19 protein-coding genes are annotated in these 18,157 nt (G+C 45.5%); 13 read left to right on the forward strand and 6 right to left on the reverse strand.

Going from position 1 to position 18,157, the window contains the following annotated elements:
* Nucleotides 1–116: 116 nt before the first annotated feature.
* From dnaG to cccA, 4 genes are all read left to right on the forward strand, one after another.
* On the forward strand, nt 117–1,919 hold the full coding sequence (dnaG, locus tag QWY16_RS08315; RefSeq protein ID WP_300992613.1) for a DNA primase: 1,803 nt from the start codon (nt 117–119) through the stop codon (nt 1,917–1,919).
* Between the two features lie 31 nt (nt 1,920–1,950).
* The gene (rpoD, locus tag QWY16_RS08320) at nt 1,951–3,105 is read left to right on the forward strand and encodes an RNA polymerase sigma factor RpoD (RefSeq protein WP_300992616.1); all 1,155 of its coding nucleotides are present in this window, start codon (nt 1,951–1,953) and stop codon (nt 3,103–3,105) included.
* A gap of 138 nt (nt 3,106–3,243) precedes the next feature.
* On the forward strand, nt 3,244–4,383 hold the full coding sequence (locus QWY16_RS08325) for an acyl-CoA dehydrogenase (protein WP_300992618.1): 1,140 nt from the start codon (nt 3,244–3,246) through the stop codon (nt 4,381–4,383).
* Nucleotides 4,384–4,511: 128 nt separating this feature from the next.
* Nucleotides 4,512–4,901: a cytochrome c550 gene (cccA, locus tag QWY16_RS08330; protein ID WP_300992619.1), complete on the forward strand. Its 390-nt coding sequence runs from the start codon at nt 4,512–4,514 to the stop codon at nt 4,899–4,901.
* 41 nt (nt 4,902–4,942) lie between these two features.
* On the opposite strand, the gene QWY16_RS08335 is transcribed toward cccA, so the two are convergent.
* Nucleotides 4,943–5,089 carry a hypothetical protein gene (locus QWY16_RS08335; protein ID WP_300992621.1) on the reverse strand — a complete coding sequence of 49 codons (147 nt, stop codon included), beginning with the start codon at nt 5,087–5,089 and terminating at the stop codon, nt 4,943–4,945.
* A 34-nt stretch (nt 5,090–5,123) separates the two neighbouring features.
* Here QWY16_RS08335 and QWY16_RS08340 point away from each other — a divergent pair, with 34 nt between their 5' ends.
* Both QWY16_RS08340 and QWY16_RS08345 read left to right on the forward strand, forming a co-directional pair.
* Nucleotides 5,124–5,837, forward strand: a complete 714-nt coding sequence (locus QWY16_RS08340) for a tRNA (adenine(22)-N(1))-methyltransferase (RefSeq protein ID WP_300992623.1) — start codon at nt 5,124–5,126, stop codon at nt 5,835–5,837.
* Nucleotides 5,824–6,933 (forward strand): Nif3-like dinuclear metal center hexameric protein, encoded by a 1,110-nt coding sequence (locus tag QWY16_RS08345; RefSeq protein WP_300992624.1) that lies wholly within the window; start codon nt 5,824–5,826, stop codon nt 6,931–6,933. The genes QWY16_RS08340 and QWY16_RS08345 overlap by 14 nt, the downstream gene beginning before the upstream one ends.
* Before the next feature lie 22 nt (nt 6,934–6,955).
* On the opposite strand, the gene QWY16_RS08350 is transcribed toward QWY16_RS08345, so the two are convergent.
* Together QWY16_RS08350 and QWY16_RS08355 are read right to left on the reverse strand one after the other, a co-directional pair.
* Nucleotides 6,956–7,486, reverse strand: a complete 531-nt coding sequence (locus QWY16_RS08350; RefSeq protein ID WP_300992626.1) for a DNA topology modulation protein — start codon at nt 7,484–7,486, stop codon at nt 6,956–6,958.
* Nucleotides 7,487–7,637: 151 nt separating this feature from the next.
* Nucleotides 7,638–8,618, reverse strand: coding sequence for a 4-hydroxy-3-methylbut-2-enyl diphosphate reductase (locus QWY16_RS08355; RefSeq protein ID WP_300992629.1), 981 nt, complete (start codon nt 8,616–8,618; stop codon nt 7,638–7,640).
* Between the two features lie 124 nt (nt 8,619–8,742).
* Here QWY16_RS08355 and QWY16_RS08360 point away from each other — a divergent pair, with 124 nt between their 5' ends.
* The 6 genes from QWY16_RS08360 (at nt 8,743) to QWY16_RS08385 (ending at nt 13,412) form a co-directional block, all read left to right on the forward strand.
* Nucleotides 8,743–10,038, forward strand: a complete 1,296-nt coding sequence (locus tag QWY16_RS08360) for a DEAD/DEAH box helicase (protein ID WP_300992632.1) — start codon at nt 8,743–8,745, stop codon at nt 10,036–10,038.
* A gap of 12 nt (nt 10,039–10,050) precedes the next feature.
* Nucleotides 10,051–10,944, forward strand: a complete 894-nt coding sequence (locus QWY16_RS08365) for a deoxyribonuclease IV (RefSeq protein WP_300992634.1) — start codon at nt 10,051–10,053, stop codon at nt 10,942–10,944.
* Between the two features lie 240 nt (nt 10,945–11,184).
* Nucleotides 11,185–11,958, forward strand: a complete 774-nt coding sequence (locus tag QWY16_RS08370) for a metal ABC transporter ATP-binding protein (protein WP_300992636.1) — start codon at nt 11,185–11,187, stop codon at nt 11,956–11,958.
* Nucleotides 11,951–12,805, forward strand: a complete 855-nt coding sequence (locus QWY16_RS08375; RefSeq protein ID WP_300992638.1) for a metal ABC transporter permease — start codon at nt 11,951–11,953, stop codon at nt 12,803–12,805. Before QWY16_RS08370 ends, QWY16_RS08375 begins: the two co-directional genes overlap by 8 nt.
* Entirely contained in the window at nt 12,802–13,212 is a 411-nt protein-coding gene (locus QWY16_RS08380; protein ID WP_300992640.1) for a Fur family transcriptional regulator, read from the forward strand. The genes QWY16_RS08375 and QWY16_RS08380 overlap by 4 nt, the downstream gene beginning before the upstream one ends.
* A gap of 53 nt (nt 13,213–13,265) precedes the next feature.
* Nucleotides 13,266–13,412, forward strand: coding sequence for a hypothetical protein (locus tag QWY16_RS08385; protein WP_300992642.1), 147 nt, complete (start codon nt 13,266–13,268; stop codon nt 13,410–13,412).
* 550 nt (nt 13,413–13,962) lie between these two features.
* On the opposite strand, the gene QWY16_RS08390 is transcribed toward QWY16_RS08385, so the two are convergent.
* The 3 genes from QWY16_RS08390 to QWY16_RS08400 form a co-directional block, all read right to left on the reverse strand.
* A complete protein-coding gene (locus QWY16_RS08390; RefSeq protein WP_300992644.1) occupies nt 13,963–14,553 on the reverse strand; it encodes a hypothetical protein in 591 nt (196 codons plus the stop codon).
* A gap of 12 nt (nt 14,554–14,565) precedes the next feature.
* Nucleotides 14,566–15,693, reverse strand: coding sequence for a flavodoxin-dependent (E)-4-hydroxy-3-methylbut-2-enyl-diphosphate synthase (ispG, locus tag QWY16_RS08395; RefSeq protein WP_300992646.1), 1,128 nt, complete (start codon nt 15,691–15,693; stop codon nt 14,566–14,568).
* A 134-nt stretch (nt 15,694–15,827) separates the two neighbouring features.
* Nucleotides 15,828–16,346, reverse strand: a complete 519-nt coding sequence (locus QWY16_RS08400) for a DUF1189 family protein (protein ID WP_300992648.1) — start codon at nt 16,344–16,346, stop codon at nt 15,828–15,830.
* Nucleotides 16,347–16,515: 169 nt separating this feature from the next.
* On the opposite strand from QWY16_RS08400, the gene QWY16_RS08405 reads away from it, so the two are divergent.
* Nucleotides 16,516–18,147, forward strand: coding sequence for a Na/Pi cotransporter family protein (locus tag QWY16_RS08405; RefSeq protein WP_300992651.1), 1,632 nt, complete (start codon nt 16,516–16,518; stop codon nt 18,145–18,147).
* The last annotated feature ends 10 nt before the right edge of the window (nt 18,148–18,157 follow it).

Raw genomic sequence — 18,157 nt, forward strand, 5'->3', positions numbered from 1 at the left:
TTGTGGATAAATTAAAATAAGGTCTATTTTTTGGCTTCATCTTTTTATGAAAAGATGAAGGAATTCGCCTGAATGTCACGAATTAAGTATGTTAAGCAGAAAAAGATGGTGATAGAGTGTCGAATCGAGTTCCAGAAGAAGTGATTGAGCAAATCCGGTCAACGGCAGATATTGTTGATATAGTCGGTGAGTATGTCCAACTGACCAAAAGAGGCCGCAATTGGTTTGGCCTTTGCCCATTTCACGGTGAAAGCACACCGTCATTTTCCGTCACGTCCGACAAACAGATCTTTCACTGTTTCGGATGCGGCGCCGGTGGAAACGTCATTACATTTCTAATGGATATTGAAAATATTACATTTCAGGATGCTTTAGCAAGGCTTGGAAGCCGGACCGGCATAGAAGTGGAAGTAAATACAAACGCTTCATCGGAAGCTTCATCCGGGCTTTCAAAAAGCGATCAGCAGCTAATCAAGATGCATGAATTTGCAGCTGATATGTACCATCATATTTTATTGAATACGGAAGAAGGCCAAGCCGCTCTGGATTATTTGGAGAACAGAGGATTTACTCGGGAAATGATCGAGAAATTCCGAATCGGCTGGGCGCTTCCTGAATGGAATTACATGGCTACGGCTCTTCAGAGAAAAGGATATAGCGAAGAAGAATTGGCCGCGAGTGGATTGGTGATTCAGCGGGAACAGGGAAATGGCTATTTTGACCGCTTCCGTGGACGGATCATATTCCCGATCACAAACGAAAACGGCAAAGTCATCGCGTTTTCTGGAAGAATTCTTGAAAATACAAAACAAGAAGCCAAATATATGAATAGCCCCGAATCGCCGATTTTTCAAAAAAGCCAAGTGCTGTACAATGTCCATCAAGCCCGCAATGCCATCAGGAAAAACCGGAAGATTGTGTTGTTTGAAGGCTTTATGGACGTTATTGCAGCCGGCAAAGCAGGAGTGGACAATGCCCTGGCGACGATGGGGACATCATTGACTTCCCAGCATATAAGAGCGATGAAGCGTTTTGCCCAGGACGTCGTCATTTGTTTTGATGGCGATGATGCGGGTTGGGAAGCGGCAAAAAGAGCCGCTATTGCGCTTAATGAAGAAAATTTCAAAGTGGAAGTTGCCGTTCTTCCGGGAAAGATGGACCCCGATGATTACGTCCGGGAACACGGCAATGACGCTTTTCGGGATCAAATTATCGGTAAACCGCATGCGTTTATCGCGTTTGCTATGATGCATGCACGCCGGCATAAGAATTTCCAATACGAAAATGATCTTCTGCAATACGTTCAAGAAGTGCTGCAGCTGCTGGCCGGCCGTTCGTCGCCGATTGAACGCGATTTATACATCAAGCAATTATCCAATGAAACCGGTTTGTCAGAAGAAGCGATTCTCCAGCAGTACCGAAAGCTTGAAAACAAATCAATTGAACGCAGCCGTCCGGAAAGAGTGGCTAAAACAGTAAAACGCGAACCTAAACGGGTCACTTCACTGCACAGGGCCGAACGGCTGCTGTTCTCGCATGCCTTGGCTGACCGAGGAGTCATGAGAAAATTGGCTGAAGTACCATCCGGAATGCCTTTTATCAGTGAAGAGTTTAAAGCTCTGTATGTTCAGCTGCTTGGTTTCTATGAGGAATGGGACAAAGCAGACTTCCATAAATTCCTGGAGACTCTCCAGGATGCCGAACTCCGGAAACTGGTCTTGGAGACTACGCTGTCCGAACGCGATCCGGAGCACGGCGATGAAGAAATTGCTGACTGCCTCAAGCATCTTGAAAAGCACCGGGTTGAGCAGCAGATAAGTTTGAAAATCCAGCAATCTAAAGAAGCGGAAAAACAGCATGATATAAAACGTGCTTTACTTCTTGCACAAGAAGTGATTGCTTTACGGAAATCATTGTAAGTTAATTCCGGTTTTAAAAGGAGGAAGTCGTATGGCTGAGAAATCAGAACGCCAAAACGAAGTTGAAGCAAGCAATGTTTCATTAAGTTCAGAAGGTCCAGAAGTAACGGTTGAAGAAGCAAAGCGCCTATTGATAGAAGCAGGTAAAAAAACCGGTGAACTTAACTATGAGCAGATAGCCGATAAATTAGCGGTTTTTGAAATGGAATCTGATCAAGTAGAGGAATTTATTGATCAACTGGAAGGCCATGGCATTGAACTTGAAAGAAAATCAGATGACGAAGAGCATTTGGAACGCCTGATGAAGCCTACCGAAGAGAAGTTTGACTTAAATGACTTGAGTGTTCCGCCGGGCGTTAAAATCAACGATCCGGTCCGCATGTACTTGAAGGAAATTGGCCGCGTGGACCTTCTGAAAGCGGAAGAAGAAGTCCGCTTGGCGAAGCTGATTGAAAAAGGCGATGAAGAAGCGAAAAAACGCCTGGCAGAAGCTAACTTGCGTCTGGTTGTCAGTATTGCGAAACGTTATGTTGGGCGCGGCATGCTGTTCCTTGACTTGATCCAGGAAGGCAATATGGGCTTGATCAAAGCTGTTGAGAAATTCGATTACTCTAAAGGGTTTAAATTCAGTACGTATGCCACTTGGTGGATTCGCCAGGCGATTACACGTGCCATTGCCGACCAGGCACGGACAATCCGTATTCCCGTGCATATGGTCGAAACCATTAACAAATTGATCCGTGTCCAGCGCCAATTACTGCAGGACTTAGGACGTGAACCTTCTCCGGAAGAAATCGGCGAAGAAATGGATTTATTGCCTGAAAAAGTTCGTGAAATCTTGAAAATAGCCCAAGAACCGGTATCTTTGGAAACTCCGATCGGGGAAGAAGACGATTCACATCTTGGAGATTTTATCGAAGACTCGGATGCGCAATCACCATCTGACCATGCTGCCTACGAATTATTGAAAGAACAGCTTGAAGATGTGCTGGATACTCTGACAGACCGGGAAGAAAACGTGCTTCGTCTGCGTTTCGGCCTGGATGACGGACGGACGCGTACGCTTGAAGAAGTGGGGAAAGTATTTGGAGTGACCCGTGAACGGATTCGCCAAATTGAAGCTAAAGCGCTGCGCAAGCTTCGCCATCCTTCACGCAGCAAACGTTTGAAAGACTTTTTAGAATAAAATAAACTGCTTAAGCCGTTCTCTTGATTGCTAAGGGAACGGTTTTTTATGTTTTTGGGGTTTTCAGTTGAGTTTATCTAAATTTTTCCTATATAATGAATATTGAAAGCGCATTCAACGCAAAGGGGATGTAATGAGATGAATTTTGACTTGACGCAAGAACAGCAAATGATTAAAAAGACGATTAAGGAATTCGCCGATAAGGTTGTTGCTCCTGGAGCGATCCACCGCGATCGGACAAATGAATTTCCGAAAGAAATTTTCAAGCAGCTTTCCGACATGGGGATGATGGGATTGCCGTTTGATGAAAAGTATGGCGGTGCCGGAGCGGATACTACCAGTTTCGCCATCGTCACCGAAGAATTGAGCCGCGCTTGCGCTTCGACAGGCATCACGTATTCAGCGCATATATCGCTTGGCGGAGCACCGCTGAATTTATTCGGGACAGAAGAACAGAAAGAAAAATATTTAAAGCCGATTTGTACCGGTGAATCGTTTGGAGCTTTTGGATTGACGGAACCGAATGCAGGATCGGATGCCGGCGGCACGGAAACCCGTGCAATTGAAGACGGCGATGACTGGGTCATTAATGGCTCGAAAGTATATATTACGAATGCCAGCTATGCGAAGCATTTGGCCATCACGGCTATCACTGGAATCGAAAACGGCAAAAAAGAAATCAGCGCCATTATCGTTCCGACAGATGCTGAAGGATTCACCATTATTGATAATTACGAGAAAATGGGCCTTCATGCATCCAATACGACTGAATTGGTGCTTGAGAATGTCCGCGTGCCAAAAGAAAACCTTCTAGGGAAGCGTGGAGAAGGCTTCAAGCAGTTCTTGGTGACATTGGATGGCGGGCGCATTGGCATCGCTGCAATGGCAGTAGGAATCGCTCAGGCGGCATATAATAAAGCATTGAATTATTCTAAAGAACGCAAGCAGTTCGGCAAGCCGTTATCTGAATTCCAGGTGACGCAGTTCAAATTGGCTGATATGGCTTTGAAAATCGAATTGGCCCGCAATATGGTATACAAAGCGGCATGGCTGAAAGACCAAGGCCGGCTGTTCACTAAAGAAGCCTCAATGGCAAAACTGTATGCTTCTGAGATTTCAATGGAAGTGGCGGATGAGGCCATTCAGATCCACGGCGGATATGGCTATATGAAAGAATACGAAGTGGAACGCTATATGCGGGATGCGAAACTGCTTGAAATTGGCGAAGGCACGTCAGAAATACAGCGAATGGTCATCGCTCGCCAAATCGGCTGTTAAATTGCTGAATTTGTCACAAACGATTAAAAGTTGCCCGATATGGCTTTTCGTTTTGCTAATAATACAGTACAATAATGAATGATACGAACAATATCATAAAGCAGAACTTAAAGAGGGAGGGGTAACGGATGCAAAAAAATGCAATTGTACCTTATATCTTAATCATGGCGTTCGGTATTGGTCTGATTTTCTTCTTATCATTAGAAGGCGTCAATAACGAAGCTGAAATTGCTGAAGAGAATGCAGAAGAAGAAGGCGCAGGCGGAGAAGCACAAGGCGAAGACGGTGGCAGCACTGAATCAGCTGAGTTCGATCCTGAAGCGCAAGCACAGCAGAGCTGTGTATCATGCCACGGTTCAAGCTATGAAGGCGGAGTAGGTCCATCATTAGTTGATACAGACATGGATCAAGCAGCACTTGAAGATATTATTGCAAATGGTAAAGGCGCAATGCCAGGTGGTCTTGTTGAAGGCGAGAACATCCCAGCAATGGCTGAGTGGATACTTTCGCTCGAATAGTATTTAAAACCCTTAGTTCACCAAGAGCTAAGGGTTTTTCTTTAGATGTCGGGCTCTAATGGCCAGGATTTCAGGCGGCAAGACGTTCCGTGTTCGTTCACAGCGCCCAGCTCTTCGGTGTAATCAGTCAACCAGCTAGGCGGCACAGAAATCACTTCGCCGAACGCTTTGGGCTGTCGAACATTCATGGCCATTGGTGCTTTTTAAGTTAGGAGGATTTTAATGAATGCTCAACAATTATCAATTCGGCTGGCACGGGTAGCAAGCCATGTACCCAAAAATTCGGTGGTTGCCGATATTGGCAGTGATCATGCGTATCTGCCATGTTACCTGGTTTCGCAAGGCCTGGCTGAAAGGGCTGTCGCCGGGGAAGTCGTAAAAGGCCCATATGAATCAGCAAAAAAACAGGTTATCCAGGAACAGCTGGAAGATAAAATTGCCGTCCGGCTGGCAAGCGGCTTAGAAGCGATCCATCAAGAAGACGGAATAACCGCAGTAACCATTGCCGGCATGGGCGGCCCTTTGATTGTCTCCATTCTGGATCAGGGAAAAGACCGCTTGGCGGGAATCGAGCGATTGATACTCCAGCCTAATGTGCATGCCTTGGCGATCCGGGAGTGGGCAGCAGCCAACCAATGGACGGTTATTGAAGAAGAAATCATCAAAGAGAATAATAAAATATACGAAATTATCGTGCTCGAGCCAAGCAATCAGCCCGTAACATTTACGCCAGCTGAACTGCTGATGGGGCCAGTACTCATGAAAGAAGGGTCCGAAGCTTTCCGGGAAAAATGGCAAAGAGAAAGTACACAATGGAAGAATATTATCGCGTCGATAGAATCGACCGAGCAGACGCTTGAAATAGTGGAAAAGAAACATGAATTAGTGAGTAAAATCCAACTGGTTGAAGAGGTGCTGAATCGTGAAAATTCCTAATGGGCAGCAAATCATCGAAGAGTTTGAAAAATGGTCACCGAAGTTCCTGGCGATGGAAGGCGACCCCATCGGCTTGCATGTCGGGACGCTGAACAAAAAAGTGGAACGGGTTCTCGTCACGCTGGACGTCAATGAACAAGTGGTGGATGAGGCGATTGAAAAAGGCGCTGGGTTGATCATTGCCCATCATCCGCCGATTTACCGTCCGATGAAAAACCTGCAGACGGATTTTCCGCAGGGGCGCATGATCGAAAAACTGATCAAGCATGATATTGCGGTATATGCTGCCCATACCAATCTGGATGTCGCGAAAGGCGGCGTCAATGATTTATTGGCAGAGGCGCTCGGCCTTGCAGAAACCAAAGTGCTGGTCCCTACATACGAAGCGGAACTGGTTAAAATCGCGGTATTTGTGCCGGAAAGCCATGAAGAACAAGTGCGCGAAGCGCTTGGAAAAGCTGGCGCAGGAGCCATCGGGGACTATGATTTCTGCAGCTATACATTGTCTGGCACCGGCAGATTCCGTCCGACCGATGCCGCCGAACCGTATATCGGCGAAGCAGGCAAGATGGAAGTCACGGCAGAATCGAAAATTGAAGTGGTCATCCGAAAATACGAGAAAGACCGTGCCATTAAAGCGATGATTGCCGCTCATCCATACGAAGAAGTGGCTTATGATGTGTTTACGCTAGAGAACAAAGAAGAAGCGATGGGCCTCGGGCGCGTCGGGACGTTGCCGGAAGAAATGAGCTTGGAAGAGTTTACGGAGTTCGTAAAAGAACGGCTCGATGTCCCGGCTGCACGCGTTGTCGGGGATCTTTCCAAAAAGGTCCGGAAAGTGGCAGTCCTTGGAGGCGATGGCAATAAATACATTCAGGCAGCCAAACGTTCTGGTGCAGATGTCTATGTAACAGGCGATTTGTATTTCCATGTAGCACAAGACGCGGAAGCGATGGATCTGGCAGTCGTTGATCCTGGTCATCATGTTGAAAAAGTCATGATCAAAGGCGTCGTCAATCATATGTCGAACCAGCAGAACTGGCAATGTGAATTCTTGCCTTCGGAAGTGCATACAGAGCCTTTTCGGTTCAAATAAAATAAAAAAGCGAGTGCACCGGCTACGGAATTGTAACGGTGCTCTCGCTTTTTATATTCTCTAAGAATTGCTGAGCTTCTTTAGGGGATTTTAAAATAATAATTTCTTTTTTCCCATGATACTGTTCAAGTTTTTTCAAAACACCCGGCCGTTTGTCAATCGGATACATCCACACCCACTTTAAAAAACTGAAATTAAAATGTTCTTCACAGCCGGTAGCCATATCTGGCCGTTGCTTGTTGCGGTAGCGCACCATGCGCAAAAGCACACGGTACAGGCAAAGCGAACGGGGGAGATCCATGAAAATGATACAATCAGCCGCCCGAAGGCGAATATCGAGAGTTCCATTATAGTTGCCGTCGATAATCCATTGGGATTTGGCGATCAATTGATGCTGGATGATCTTTTGCTGTTCTTTTGTAACAGCTTCCCAATCGGGTTTCCATAACACCGCATCGAGATGGAATACTTCGATGGATAGTTTTTTACCCAATTTTCTTGAAAAAGTCGATTTGCCGGAGCCTCCGGAACCGATCACCGCGATTTTCTTCATCTTATCCACTCCATAGTAAAGATGTAATGTACAAAAAAACCGCGAGACTTTTTAGAAAGCTCACGGTTTACTTGTCGTCGGAGGCAGGGACAAATGGTGTATGGTTTTGTATTTAATTATATGCCCGATCCGGCAATATACTAGAGTCTAATTACTCATTGACCGGATACGGTTCAATACGATCAGAAGGTTTAGGGTGCTTAATTTTTGGCAGTATTTTATTGAGTGGTACACTGCGAGCCAAATCATGCGTCGCTGGGTCTTCCGGATCGTATTTATCAAGGAATGCCATCACTTCTTTGACGATCGGCGTCGGAGTTGATGCGCCAGCGGTGATCGCCACAGTTTCAATGCCATCCAGCCATTCCAGTTTCAACTCGGACAAGTCGGAAATCCGGTAGGCAGGAGTGCCCGCGATATCCTGGGAAACTTGAGCGAGGCGGTTCGAGTTATTGCTCATCGGGTCTCCGATGACAATCAGCAAGTCAGCCTCTGGTGCTTGAGTGGCAACCGCTTCTTGCCGCACTTGCGTAGCAAGGCAAATTTCTTTATGGACTTCTGAATGCGGGAATTTTTCTTTCAGCCGCTTCATCATATCCACAACGTCCCATTGACTCATTGTTGTCTGATTGGTGACAATTATTTTTTCGGAGTCCAGCTCCAGCTTATTGACGTCTTCAACCGTTTCCACTAAATGGACCATATCTGGAGCTACGCCGATTGCGCCTTCCGGTTCCGGGTGGCCGCTTTTGCCGATATAGACAATTTGGTAGCCTTCGGCGGTCTTTTCGCGGATCAAGTCATGGGTAACCGTAACATCCGGGCAAGTGGCATCAATGGATACAAGGCCTTTCCGTTTTGCCAATTCACGCACTTGAGGAGATACACCATGCGCTGTAAAAATGACGGTTCCTGATTCGACTTTCTCCAGAATTTCAAGCCGGTTTTTGCCATCCAATGTAATGATGCCATCCGCTTCAAATGCATCTGTTACGTGCTTGTTGTGTACAATCATGCCTAGTATATAAATAGGGCGGGGCAAAGTTTCGTCCATTGCCGCATTTTTTGCAATAACCATTGCGTCAACCACTCCATAGCAATACCCTCTTGGAGATATTTTCATTACTTTCATAACCGCACTCCTTTCAAAAACATACTTTCATTATAACGGAGACGGCCCAGCTTTACAAAAGTTGCAAACGGAAAAGCCAATTTCATGCTATAATGTCAAGAGCATAAGGAGGGGATTCAATCCCATGACAAAATTTAGTGATTTTAACTTAAAGCCGTTTATACTTGAAGCGGTAGAAAAACTAGGATTTACAGAACCGACACCGATTCAAAGAGAAATCATGCCTCATATATTGAAAGGCAGCTCTGCAATCGGGCAATCCCATACAGGTACAGGGAAGACACATAGTTTCATCATCCCGATCGCAGAGCGCATCGATACGAGCAAACAGGAAGTACAGGCTGTGATCTGCGCACCGACTCGCGAACTGGGAACTCAGATCTACGCAGAAATGATGAAGCTTGTCGAAGGATCAGACATCGAAGTGAAAAGCTTTATCGGCGGTACGGACAAACAGCGTTCGATCAATAAACTGAAGACACAGCCGCATATCGTCATCGGCACGCCAGGGCGTTTGAGAGATTTAGTAAAAGAAAACGCGCTTTTGGTCCACACAGGCAAAATCCTCGTTGTAGATGAAGCAGATCTGGCTTTCGACCTCGGATTTATCGAAGAAATCGACCAAGTAGCAGGCAAAATGCAGGACAAGCTTGAGATGTACGTTTTCTCCGCCACGATTCCTGAGAAATTGAAACCATTCCTGAAAAAATACATGGAATCTCCTATCCATATTAAAATTGGTGATAAACGGCCGACTGCAGAAGGGCTGGATTTCTATCTGGTGCCGGCACGAAGCAAACGCAAAGTGGAACGCTTGAAAGAAATTATGGGCATCATCAATCCGTATTTGGCCATTATCTTTGTCAATACGAAGACCAACGCCGATTATGTAGCAGGAGAACTGGGGAAAGCAGGCATCCGCGTTGGACGCGTGCACGGCGATCTTGCGCCGCGGGAACGTGTGAAAATGATGAAACAAATCCGCGATTTGGAATACCAATATATCGTTGCAACGGATTTAGCGGCTCGCGGCATTGATATCCAAGGAGTCAGTCACGTCATCAACTACGAATTTCCGGAAGACCTGGAATTCTTTGTCCACCGTGTTGGCCGTACGGCCCGTGCAGGCATGAAAGGCTTGGCCATTACGATTTTCAACCCGGAAGAAGAAGATGCGGTCGTCCGCGTTGAAAAAATGGGCATTCCATTCCAGCAAAAAGACATCGTCAAAGGCGAATTTGTCGATTTGAAAGAGCGCCACAGCCGAAAAACACGTGTAAGAACTCAAAACGAAGCCGATGCTAAAGCTAAGACAATGGTTCATAAGCCGAAAGCGGTTAAACCGGGATATAAAAAGAAAATGAAGTGGAAAATGGATGAAATCAAAAAAGTGGAACGACGCAAAAACCGCAAAAAGTAAGGAGTTTTTTTCATGTTATTAGGATCACATGTATCAATGAGCGGCAAGAAAATGCTGCTGGCAGCCAGTGAAGAAGCCACCTCTTATGGAGCCAGCACTTTCATGATTTATACCGGTGCGCCGCAGAACACGCGCCGCAAACCGATCGAAGAGCTGAATATTGAAGCGGGGCAAGCGCATATGGCTGCGAATAATCTGTCGAATATCATTGTCCATGCCCCTTATATTATCAATATCGGCAATTCCTTAAAACCTGAAACTTTTGGGCTTGGAGTGGAATTTCTGCAAAAAGAAATTGAACGCACAGCGGCATTGGGGGCCAAACAGATTGTCTTGCATCCCGGTGCACATGTAGGAGCAGGAACTGAAGCTGGCATTGCGAAAATCATCGAAGGCTTGAACGAAGTGCTGACGCAGGATTTCCCGGTTAATATTGCATTGGAAACAATGGCTGGAAAAGGCACTGAATGCGGCAGGAGCTTTGAGGAGATCGCTGCCATCATCAACGGCGTCACCCATAATGAGCGCCTGTCTGTTTGTTTCGATACTTGCCATACGCATGATGCAGGCTACAATATTAAAGAAGATTTTGACGGAGTGCTGGAAGAGTTTGACCGCCTTGTCGGCATCGAGCGCCTGCAAGTGCTGCATATCAACGACAGCAAGAACATCCGCGGGGCTGGAAAAGACCGCCATGAAAATATCGGGTTCGGGGAAATTGGCTTTGAAGCGTTGAATGGGATTGTCCACCATCCCGATTTAATGCATGTGCCTAAAATCCTGGAAACGCCTTATGTCGGCGCCGATGCAAAAAGCAAAAAACCGCCTTACGCTTTTGAAATCGAAATGTTCAAAAGAGGGATATTCACTCCAGGCGTAATAGAAGAATTGAAAGCTCCGCTTTAATAAAGAGGGAGTTTAGGCTGCAGGTGCCCGGGGGCGCCTGCAGCCTTCTCTTTTCTGGGGAGTTTTATTTGCGGTATGATCCTGCTCCAGAATTCACGAGAAGCTTGAAGGGGTTTGCTGTACGCATCATTGAGATTGAAAGAATTCGAGATTTTTCTGTTTACAACGAGTCCGAAGTCATCTATACTTTTCTAATGGTTGTAAATCGTAATCATTATTAATTAGGAAAGAGGCGGCTTTATGGACGCGCCATTAATCAACATTAAAGATATCAGTTTTGAATATGAACAAACGAAAGCTCTGGAGAATATTTCACTTAAAGTGGAAAAAGGGGATTTTTTGGCGATTCTTGGACCGAATGGCTCCGGAAAATCAACGTTGTTGAAAATTATGCTCGGTTTGATCAAGCCGACAAAGGGCACCATCGAGCTGTTCGGTGAGGACTCGAAAAACTTTAAAAATCGGGAATGGGTCGGGTATGTCTCGCAAAAGTCGAATTCCTTCAATTCGGGATTTCCAGCGACCGTTGAAGAAATCGTGGCAGGCGGCCTTGCGAAAAAGACCGGATTATTTCATCGGCTGCCGAGAAACTACAAAGAAGAAGTTCATCATGCTTTGGTAGCGGTCGGCATGGAATCTTTCACTGGCCGGAGCGTCAGCGAGTTGTCCGGCGGGCAGCAGCAGCGGATTTTTATCGCCCGCGCTTTAGTGGCCAAACCGAAAGTGCTGATTCTGGATGAGCCGACTGTCGGCATTGACCACCAGAACGTCCAGTCATTTTACAATATGCTGGCGTCGCTGAACCGTGACAAAGGAATTACACTTGTTCTGGTGACACATGATGTTGATACAGTGACGGATAAAATTACACATGTGGCGTGTTTGAACCAGACCATCCACTTCCATGGATTTAAAGACCAGCTCCATACGATGAGTGATGCACAGCGCGAAGCCTGGTATGGCCATTCTGTCCGGAAAATTCACCATATCGGAGGAGTTCATACCCATGATTAATGCTATTTTTACGTATGAGTTTCTGCAAAATGCTTTTGCATCCGGAATTATTATCGGGGTGATTGCACCGCTCCTCGGCGTTTTCATCGTGGTGCGCCGTTTATCCCTGATTGCCGATGCTCTAAGTCATGTAACGTTAGCCGGAATCGCGGGAAGTTTGTACTTAAGTCAAAGTGTCGCTGCGTTTGCTTTATTGAATCCGCTGTTTCTCGGAATTGCAGCGTCGGTCGGCGGTTCTATTTTAATTGAGCGGCTGAGAAGTTTGTACAAACATTATGAAGAACTTGCGATTCCGATCATTCTTTCCGCCGGAATCGGCTTCGGCGCCATTTTTATTTCATTGGCACAAGGCTTTTCGAATGATTTGTTCGGTTACCTTTTTGGTTCGGTATCCGCAGTCAGCAGGGAAGATTTGATGATCGTTTCCGGCATCGCCGTCGTCGTGCTGATGTTCATCTTGTTGTTTTTCAAAGAGCTGTTTGTCTTGTCGTTTGATGATGAGTACGCAAAAGCTTCCGGCTTGCCGGCTAAATGGATCCATTTTCTCTTTATGATCGTGACGGCACTAGTCATCTCCGGATCGATGCGGATTGTAGGGATTTTATTGGTCTCATCGCTGATGACCATTCCGGTAGCTGCAGCGATGCGCGTTTCAAAAAGCTTCAAGCAGACGATTTGGCTATCGATTCTTTTCGGGGAAATCTCGGTGATTACCGGACTTGTAACGGCTTTCTATTTTAATTTGGCACCTGGAGGCACCATTGTTGTGACATCGATTTTATTGCTGTTAATCGTCATTGGCTATAAAAAGATCTCTGTTTCAATGAAAAAGGGGGCAGTTGCGTGAACATCTCAAAAGCATGGGAGATATTAAAGGAAAACGGCTATAAGGAAACATCTAAACGTACGCAGATTTTGGAGCTTTTTTCAAATGATGAACGCTATTTGACGGCCCGCGACCTATTGGACGTAATGCAAAAAGATTATCCGAGCATGAGTTTTGATACGGTCTATCGCAATCTTGCAACTTTTGTTTCACTCGGCATTCTGGAAGAAACCGAGTTGTCCGGTGAACGCCATTTCCGCATGCAATGCGAAAGTGACCATCACCACCATCATTTCATTTGCATGGATTGCGGTAAAATTAAAGAAATTCCGGTATGCCCAATGGATATGTTGGGTGCAGCATTGCCTGCATACGAAATCGCTAATCATAAATTTGAGATCTACGGGAAATGCCCGGCGTGTAAGTGAGGAAAATGAAGGTGCCTATGTAGTCCCGACAAGCGCTGGAGGGATTGCAGTAAATGGCAGATTTTAGCCATTTGCTGCAAGGCCGAAGCGACCTCGAGGGACTAGGCACCGTAACTGGACAGAAAAGCGGAAACAGCGGTTCAGCTAGTGATCCTCCCTTAACCGATATTCCGCCAACCAGCTGCGAAGACATTGGCTGAGGATTGTGAGGCCATGTCTTTGCGACGAAGCGCGCAGCACTGCAGGAGCAGTATGTTTTCCTCCGCTGGTTGGCTCCATATCTTAATAGCTGGAAGCAACAGAAGAGAGCTTACTTAAACAACTATGATTTTAGAGAGTCTCTAAAAGTGATAAAAGAGAGCTGAATGCAGCGGAAGGCGGCGACTTCTGCGGAAATAACATGAGCTGAAGGGCCCCGCAGGAGCGAAGCGACGAGGAGACTGAAGCCATGTCCGCGAAAAGCGTCCGCCCTGGAGCGAAATGGAAAAGGCTGCCTAGAGTTTCTTGACAGCCTGGAAACGCAAGCAGAATTTCTTCTGCTCGCGTTTTTCTTTTTGTCGAAAAATGGTGAACGCAAATAAACCTGGATTGAACGCAAATAAAGTCATTTAAACGCAAATAAACTTAGATTGAACGCAAATAAACCATTTTAAGCGCAAATAAATCGGCATTTCCATGAAACCGTATCAGAAAAAGAGAGAGGTTAGCCGCAAAAAAAGCCAACAGCAAAGATTGCTGTTGGCTTTTTTATTATTTCATATTCAAGCTGTTTTGAAGTGCAAATTCATTTTTCACCCAATGTTCCGCTTCGAGCCAATTGTAAACGCGGATCACATTTTTTGGAATGGGCTGACGGTTATAAGGTGTATCAAATAACAATACCGGTATATCAAGTTCTTCTGAAATTTCAACGGCGTTGTCGTGCTTATCTTCAAAAAATAGATGCACATTATGTCTTTTGGCCGTTTCGATTTTTTTATGTGTGCCGATCAATTCGATATGGTCGTAAGCAATAGCATGTTCCGCAAACCAATCGATTGTGATGTCCCGGACGTTTTCACCGCGTGCCGATATGAAATACAGTTCGTACTGGTCTTTCCATTTATCCAATATGTTTTTAGCGTTTTCCGAAACTGGGGAAGCGGCGTAGATCTTCGCTTCCGAGTCGCGGAACCAATTGTAAAACTCACCTCGCGGCAAATGGGGAAGAGCTGCAGTCAAATCGTATTCTTTTATATCGTCGAGCGTTAATGTACTGTTGAATGCTTCATTGATATGAGGGATCAGCGACGTCGGGGACGTCACTGTTCCATCGATATCGATGCCAAAGCGGTATCTCATAGCTTCACAACCTTATGCTTGTTGTTCAAGAGCTTCTTGTTCTGCTTTTTCAGCAGCTTGTTTGTCGAAGTATTCTTGTGCAAGTTTATCAATTTCCACTTTCAGTTCATCTACCATTGTTTCTTCAGGCACTTTACGTACTGTTTTTCCGTGCATAAACAGTAAACCTTCGCCGCGGGCACCTGCGATGCCGATATCTGCTTCGCGTGCTTCACCAGGTCCGTTTACCGCACAGCCGAGTACTGCCACTTTGATTGGTGCTTTGATATGGGAGATGTATTCTTCCACTTCGTTGGCGATACTGATTAAATCGATTTCGATGCGTCCGCAAGTCGGGCAAGAAATCAAAGTAGCTGCGTTAGAAGACAGTCCGAACACTTTCAACAATTCGCGCGCGACTTTTATTTCTTCAACAGGGTCAGCGCTTAAAGAAATACGTAATGTGTTGCCAAGTCCTTTTGCAAGAAGGGCACCTAGGCCAGCAGAACTTTTTACCGTACCAGTAAATAGAGTACCCGATTCAGTGATTCCTAAATGCAGAGGGTAATCGAAAGCTTTGGAAGCTTTTTCGTATGCTTCGATTGCCAGACTGACATCCGATGCTTTCATTGAAACGATGATGTCGTGGAAGTCTAGGTCTTCAAGGATTTTGATGTGATGAAGGGCACTTTCAACCATGCCGTCTGCAGTTGGGTATCCGTATTTTTCAAGGATTTTGCGTTCAAGAGAACCGGCGTTAACGCCGATGCGGATCGGAATGCCTTTTGCTTTCGCTGCATTGACGACCGCTTCCACTTTTTCGCGGCGTCCGATATTGCCTGGGTTGATGCGGATTTTGTCCGCTCCTTGCTCGATGGCGATCAAGGCCAATTTATAGTCAAAATGGATATCAACAACAAGCGGGATATTGATGCGTTTTTTGATCTCACCGATTGAATAAGCAGCGCGCTCATCCGGGCAAGCTACACGGACGATTTGGCAGCCCGCTTCTTCAAGGCGCAGGATTTCCGCCACTGTCGCTTCCACATCATGGGTTTTTGTTGTCGCCATACTTTGAATGAATAATTCATTGCTTCCGCCAACTGTCAGGTCTCCGACTTTAACGGGGCGTGTTTTCGTACGGTGAATACTTTCACTCATTAAAATTCTCTCCTTTTTGGGATGGTTGCTGCTTCGCAGCCAGTTCCCATTTCTATAACTAGTTCAAATAATAGTATATTCCCTTACCTATAGCCATTTTAGCAGTCTCCTATTGGAAAAGACAAGAATAACGGTCAAGCCGGCGTATTTTTGACAGGTGGCTGCTTCGGATAATAATTGGTTGCCAAATGCAAATACAGGACGGTCAGAAGGCTGAGTGCCATTGTCACCCAAAACGAAACGCCGAAAAAGCTGAAAGCGAACGAGAGAAGTGTCGGAACTGTGACCGCCAATGCTGCTGTCCTCCAAAGATGGCGATACTCGCCTTTGCGTTTTTTCAGACGGACAAAAGCAACGCCGATCATTGCGAAAAGGCTGATTTTGACAAAGTGGTAAAGTGTCGTTGAGACGAACAAGAAAACAAAAGCAAAAGGGTACAACAGAAACTGAATTTCCTCCACAAAGTCCAAAAGTCCTTCCATATTGCCAGCTGTATCACCAAGGCCCGTTGCCAATTCGATAAAAGAAACGAGGGTCATCAGTAAAATCAGTGCAAAAACATAGCGTAAAATTTTTCCGATGGTCATAATACGGACGGCTGCCTGTTTTTTAGGTTCCATCAAACTTGCTTTAAATAATTGAAATAAATTCACAGCGATCTTCCTTTCAAGCTATAAGAGTATCGTAACATGCCAAAGCGGCTAAAAAAGAACGCTTTGTTACGAGATTGTAAATATTTCTTGAAGGTGTTTACAACTTCTTATCAAAGTATTCATAATAGGTTAAGCGTGAAATCGCATATCTAGGAGTTGAATGAATATCGTGGAAACGAATTGGCAAGAAATGCTCTTCACCTTTTTTGGAGGGCTGGGAATCTTCCTGTTTTCAATCAAATATATGGGAGATGCATTGCAAAAAGCTGCAGGCGATAAACTGCGCGGCATTTTAGACCGCTTTACGACCAATCCGTTCATGGGAGTACTCGTCGGCATCGCCGTTACTGTTTTGATCCAGTCAAGTTCGGGGACAACCGTTATTGTTGTGGGTCTTGTAAGCGCAGGATTTATGACACTTCGCCAAGCAATCGGTGTTATTATGGGAGCCAATATCGGGACAACCATTACAGCATTCATTATCGGTTTGGATGTCGGTGCATATGCTCTGCCGATTATGGCAGTAGGGGCGTTTTTGATTTTCTTCTTTAAGAAAAATCAGATTCAAAACTTTGGACAAGTCGTTTTTGGATTCGGTGGATTATTCTTCGGGCTTGAACTAATGAGTGACGGGATGAAGCCGCTCCGGGAGTCAGCCACATTTATCGACTTAACTGTCAGTTTAAGTGATATGCCGATTCTCGGTGTAGTAGTGGGAACGGTATTCACGTTGATTGTCCAAAGTTCCAGTGCAACTGTTGCGATTCTGCAAGGGCTATACGCTGAGAATATCCTGTCTTTAGGAGCCTCATTGCCCGTATTATTTGGAGATAATATTGGAACCACTATTACTGCGGTGCTGGCTTCACTCGGAGCATCAATTGCGGCACGCCGTGCTGCAGCTGTCCATGTATTATTCAATGTGCTGGGAACCATTATTTTCATGATTCTGCTGACGCCCTTTACGGCTTATGTGGCATGGATCGCGCAAGCGCTTAGCCTGGAACCGAAAATGCAGATTGCATTTGCCCACGGAACTTTTAACGTTGTGAATACCATCATTCAATTCCCATTGATCGGGGCTTGGGCTTACCTCGTTACTAAAGCGATTCCGGGCCAGGACGTGACAATCGAATTTAAGCCGAAGCATTTGGATGTTCATTTTATCGAACAATCTCCTTCGATTGCGCTTGGCCAGGCTAAAGAGGAAGTATTGCGGATGGGAGCATTTTCTGTCCAAGGGCTCCAGGAAACTTACGAATACTTAAAAACAAAGAACAAAAAGAATGCGGAAACAGGATATCAGATAGAAGATGCCATTAATAACCTGGACCAGAAAATTACAGATTACCTGGTGTTGATTTCAGCAGAACCTTTATCAGCAATCGATTCTACACGCCATACGATGCTCATGGAAACGGTCCGCGATATTGAACGGATCGGTGATCATTTTGAGAATATTATCGAGTTGGTTGATTACCAGGAAAATAATCGAGTGAAAATCACTGAAGATGCGATGGACGATTTAGCTGAGATGTTCACGTTAACGATTGCTACGGTGCAAAAAGCAATTGATGCTCTGGACAACAATAGCCATGAACTGGCTAAAGAAGTAGCGGCACAAGAAGATTTGATCGACAAAATGGAACGCAAATTCCGCAAAAAGCACATTATGCGTTTGAATGAAGGCCTTTGTTCAGCACAGGCAGGAATTGTCTATGTTGATATGATCAGTAACTTGGAACGCATCGGGGACCATTCAGTGAATATTGCTGAAGCGATCCTCGGCAACCGTTCATAACGAAGTCTTT

Source organism: Planococcus shenhongbingii (assembly GCF_030413635.1).
GTDB classification, from domain to species: domain Bacteria; phylum Bacillota; class Bacilli; order Bacillales_A; family Planococcaceae; genus Planococcus; species Planococcus shenhongbingii.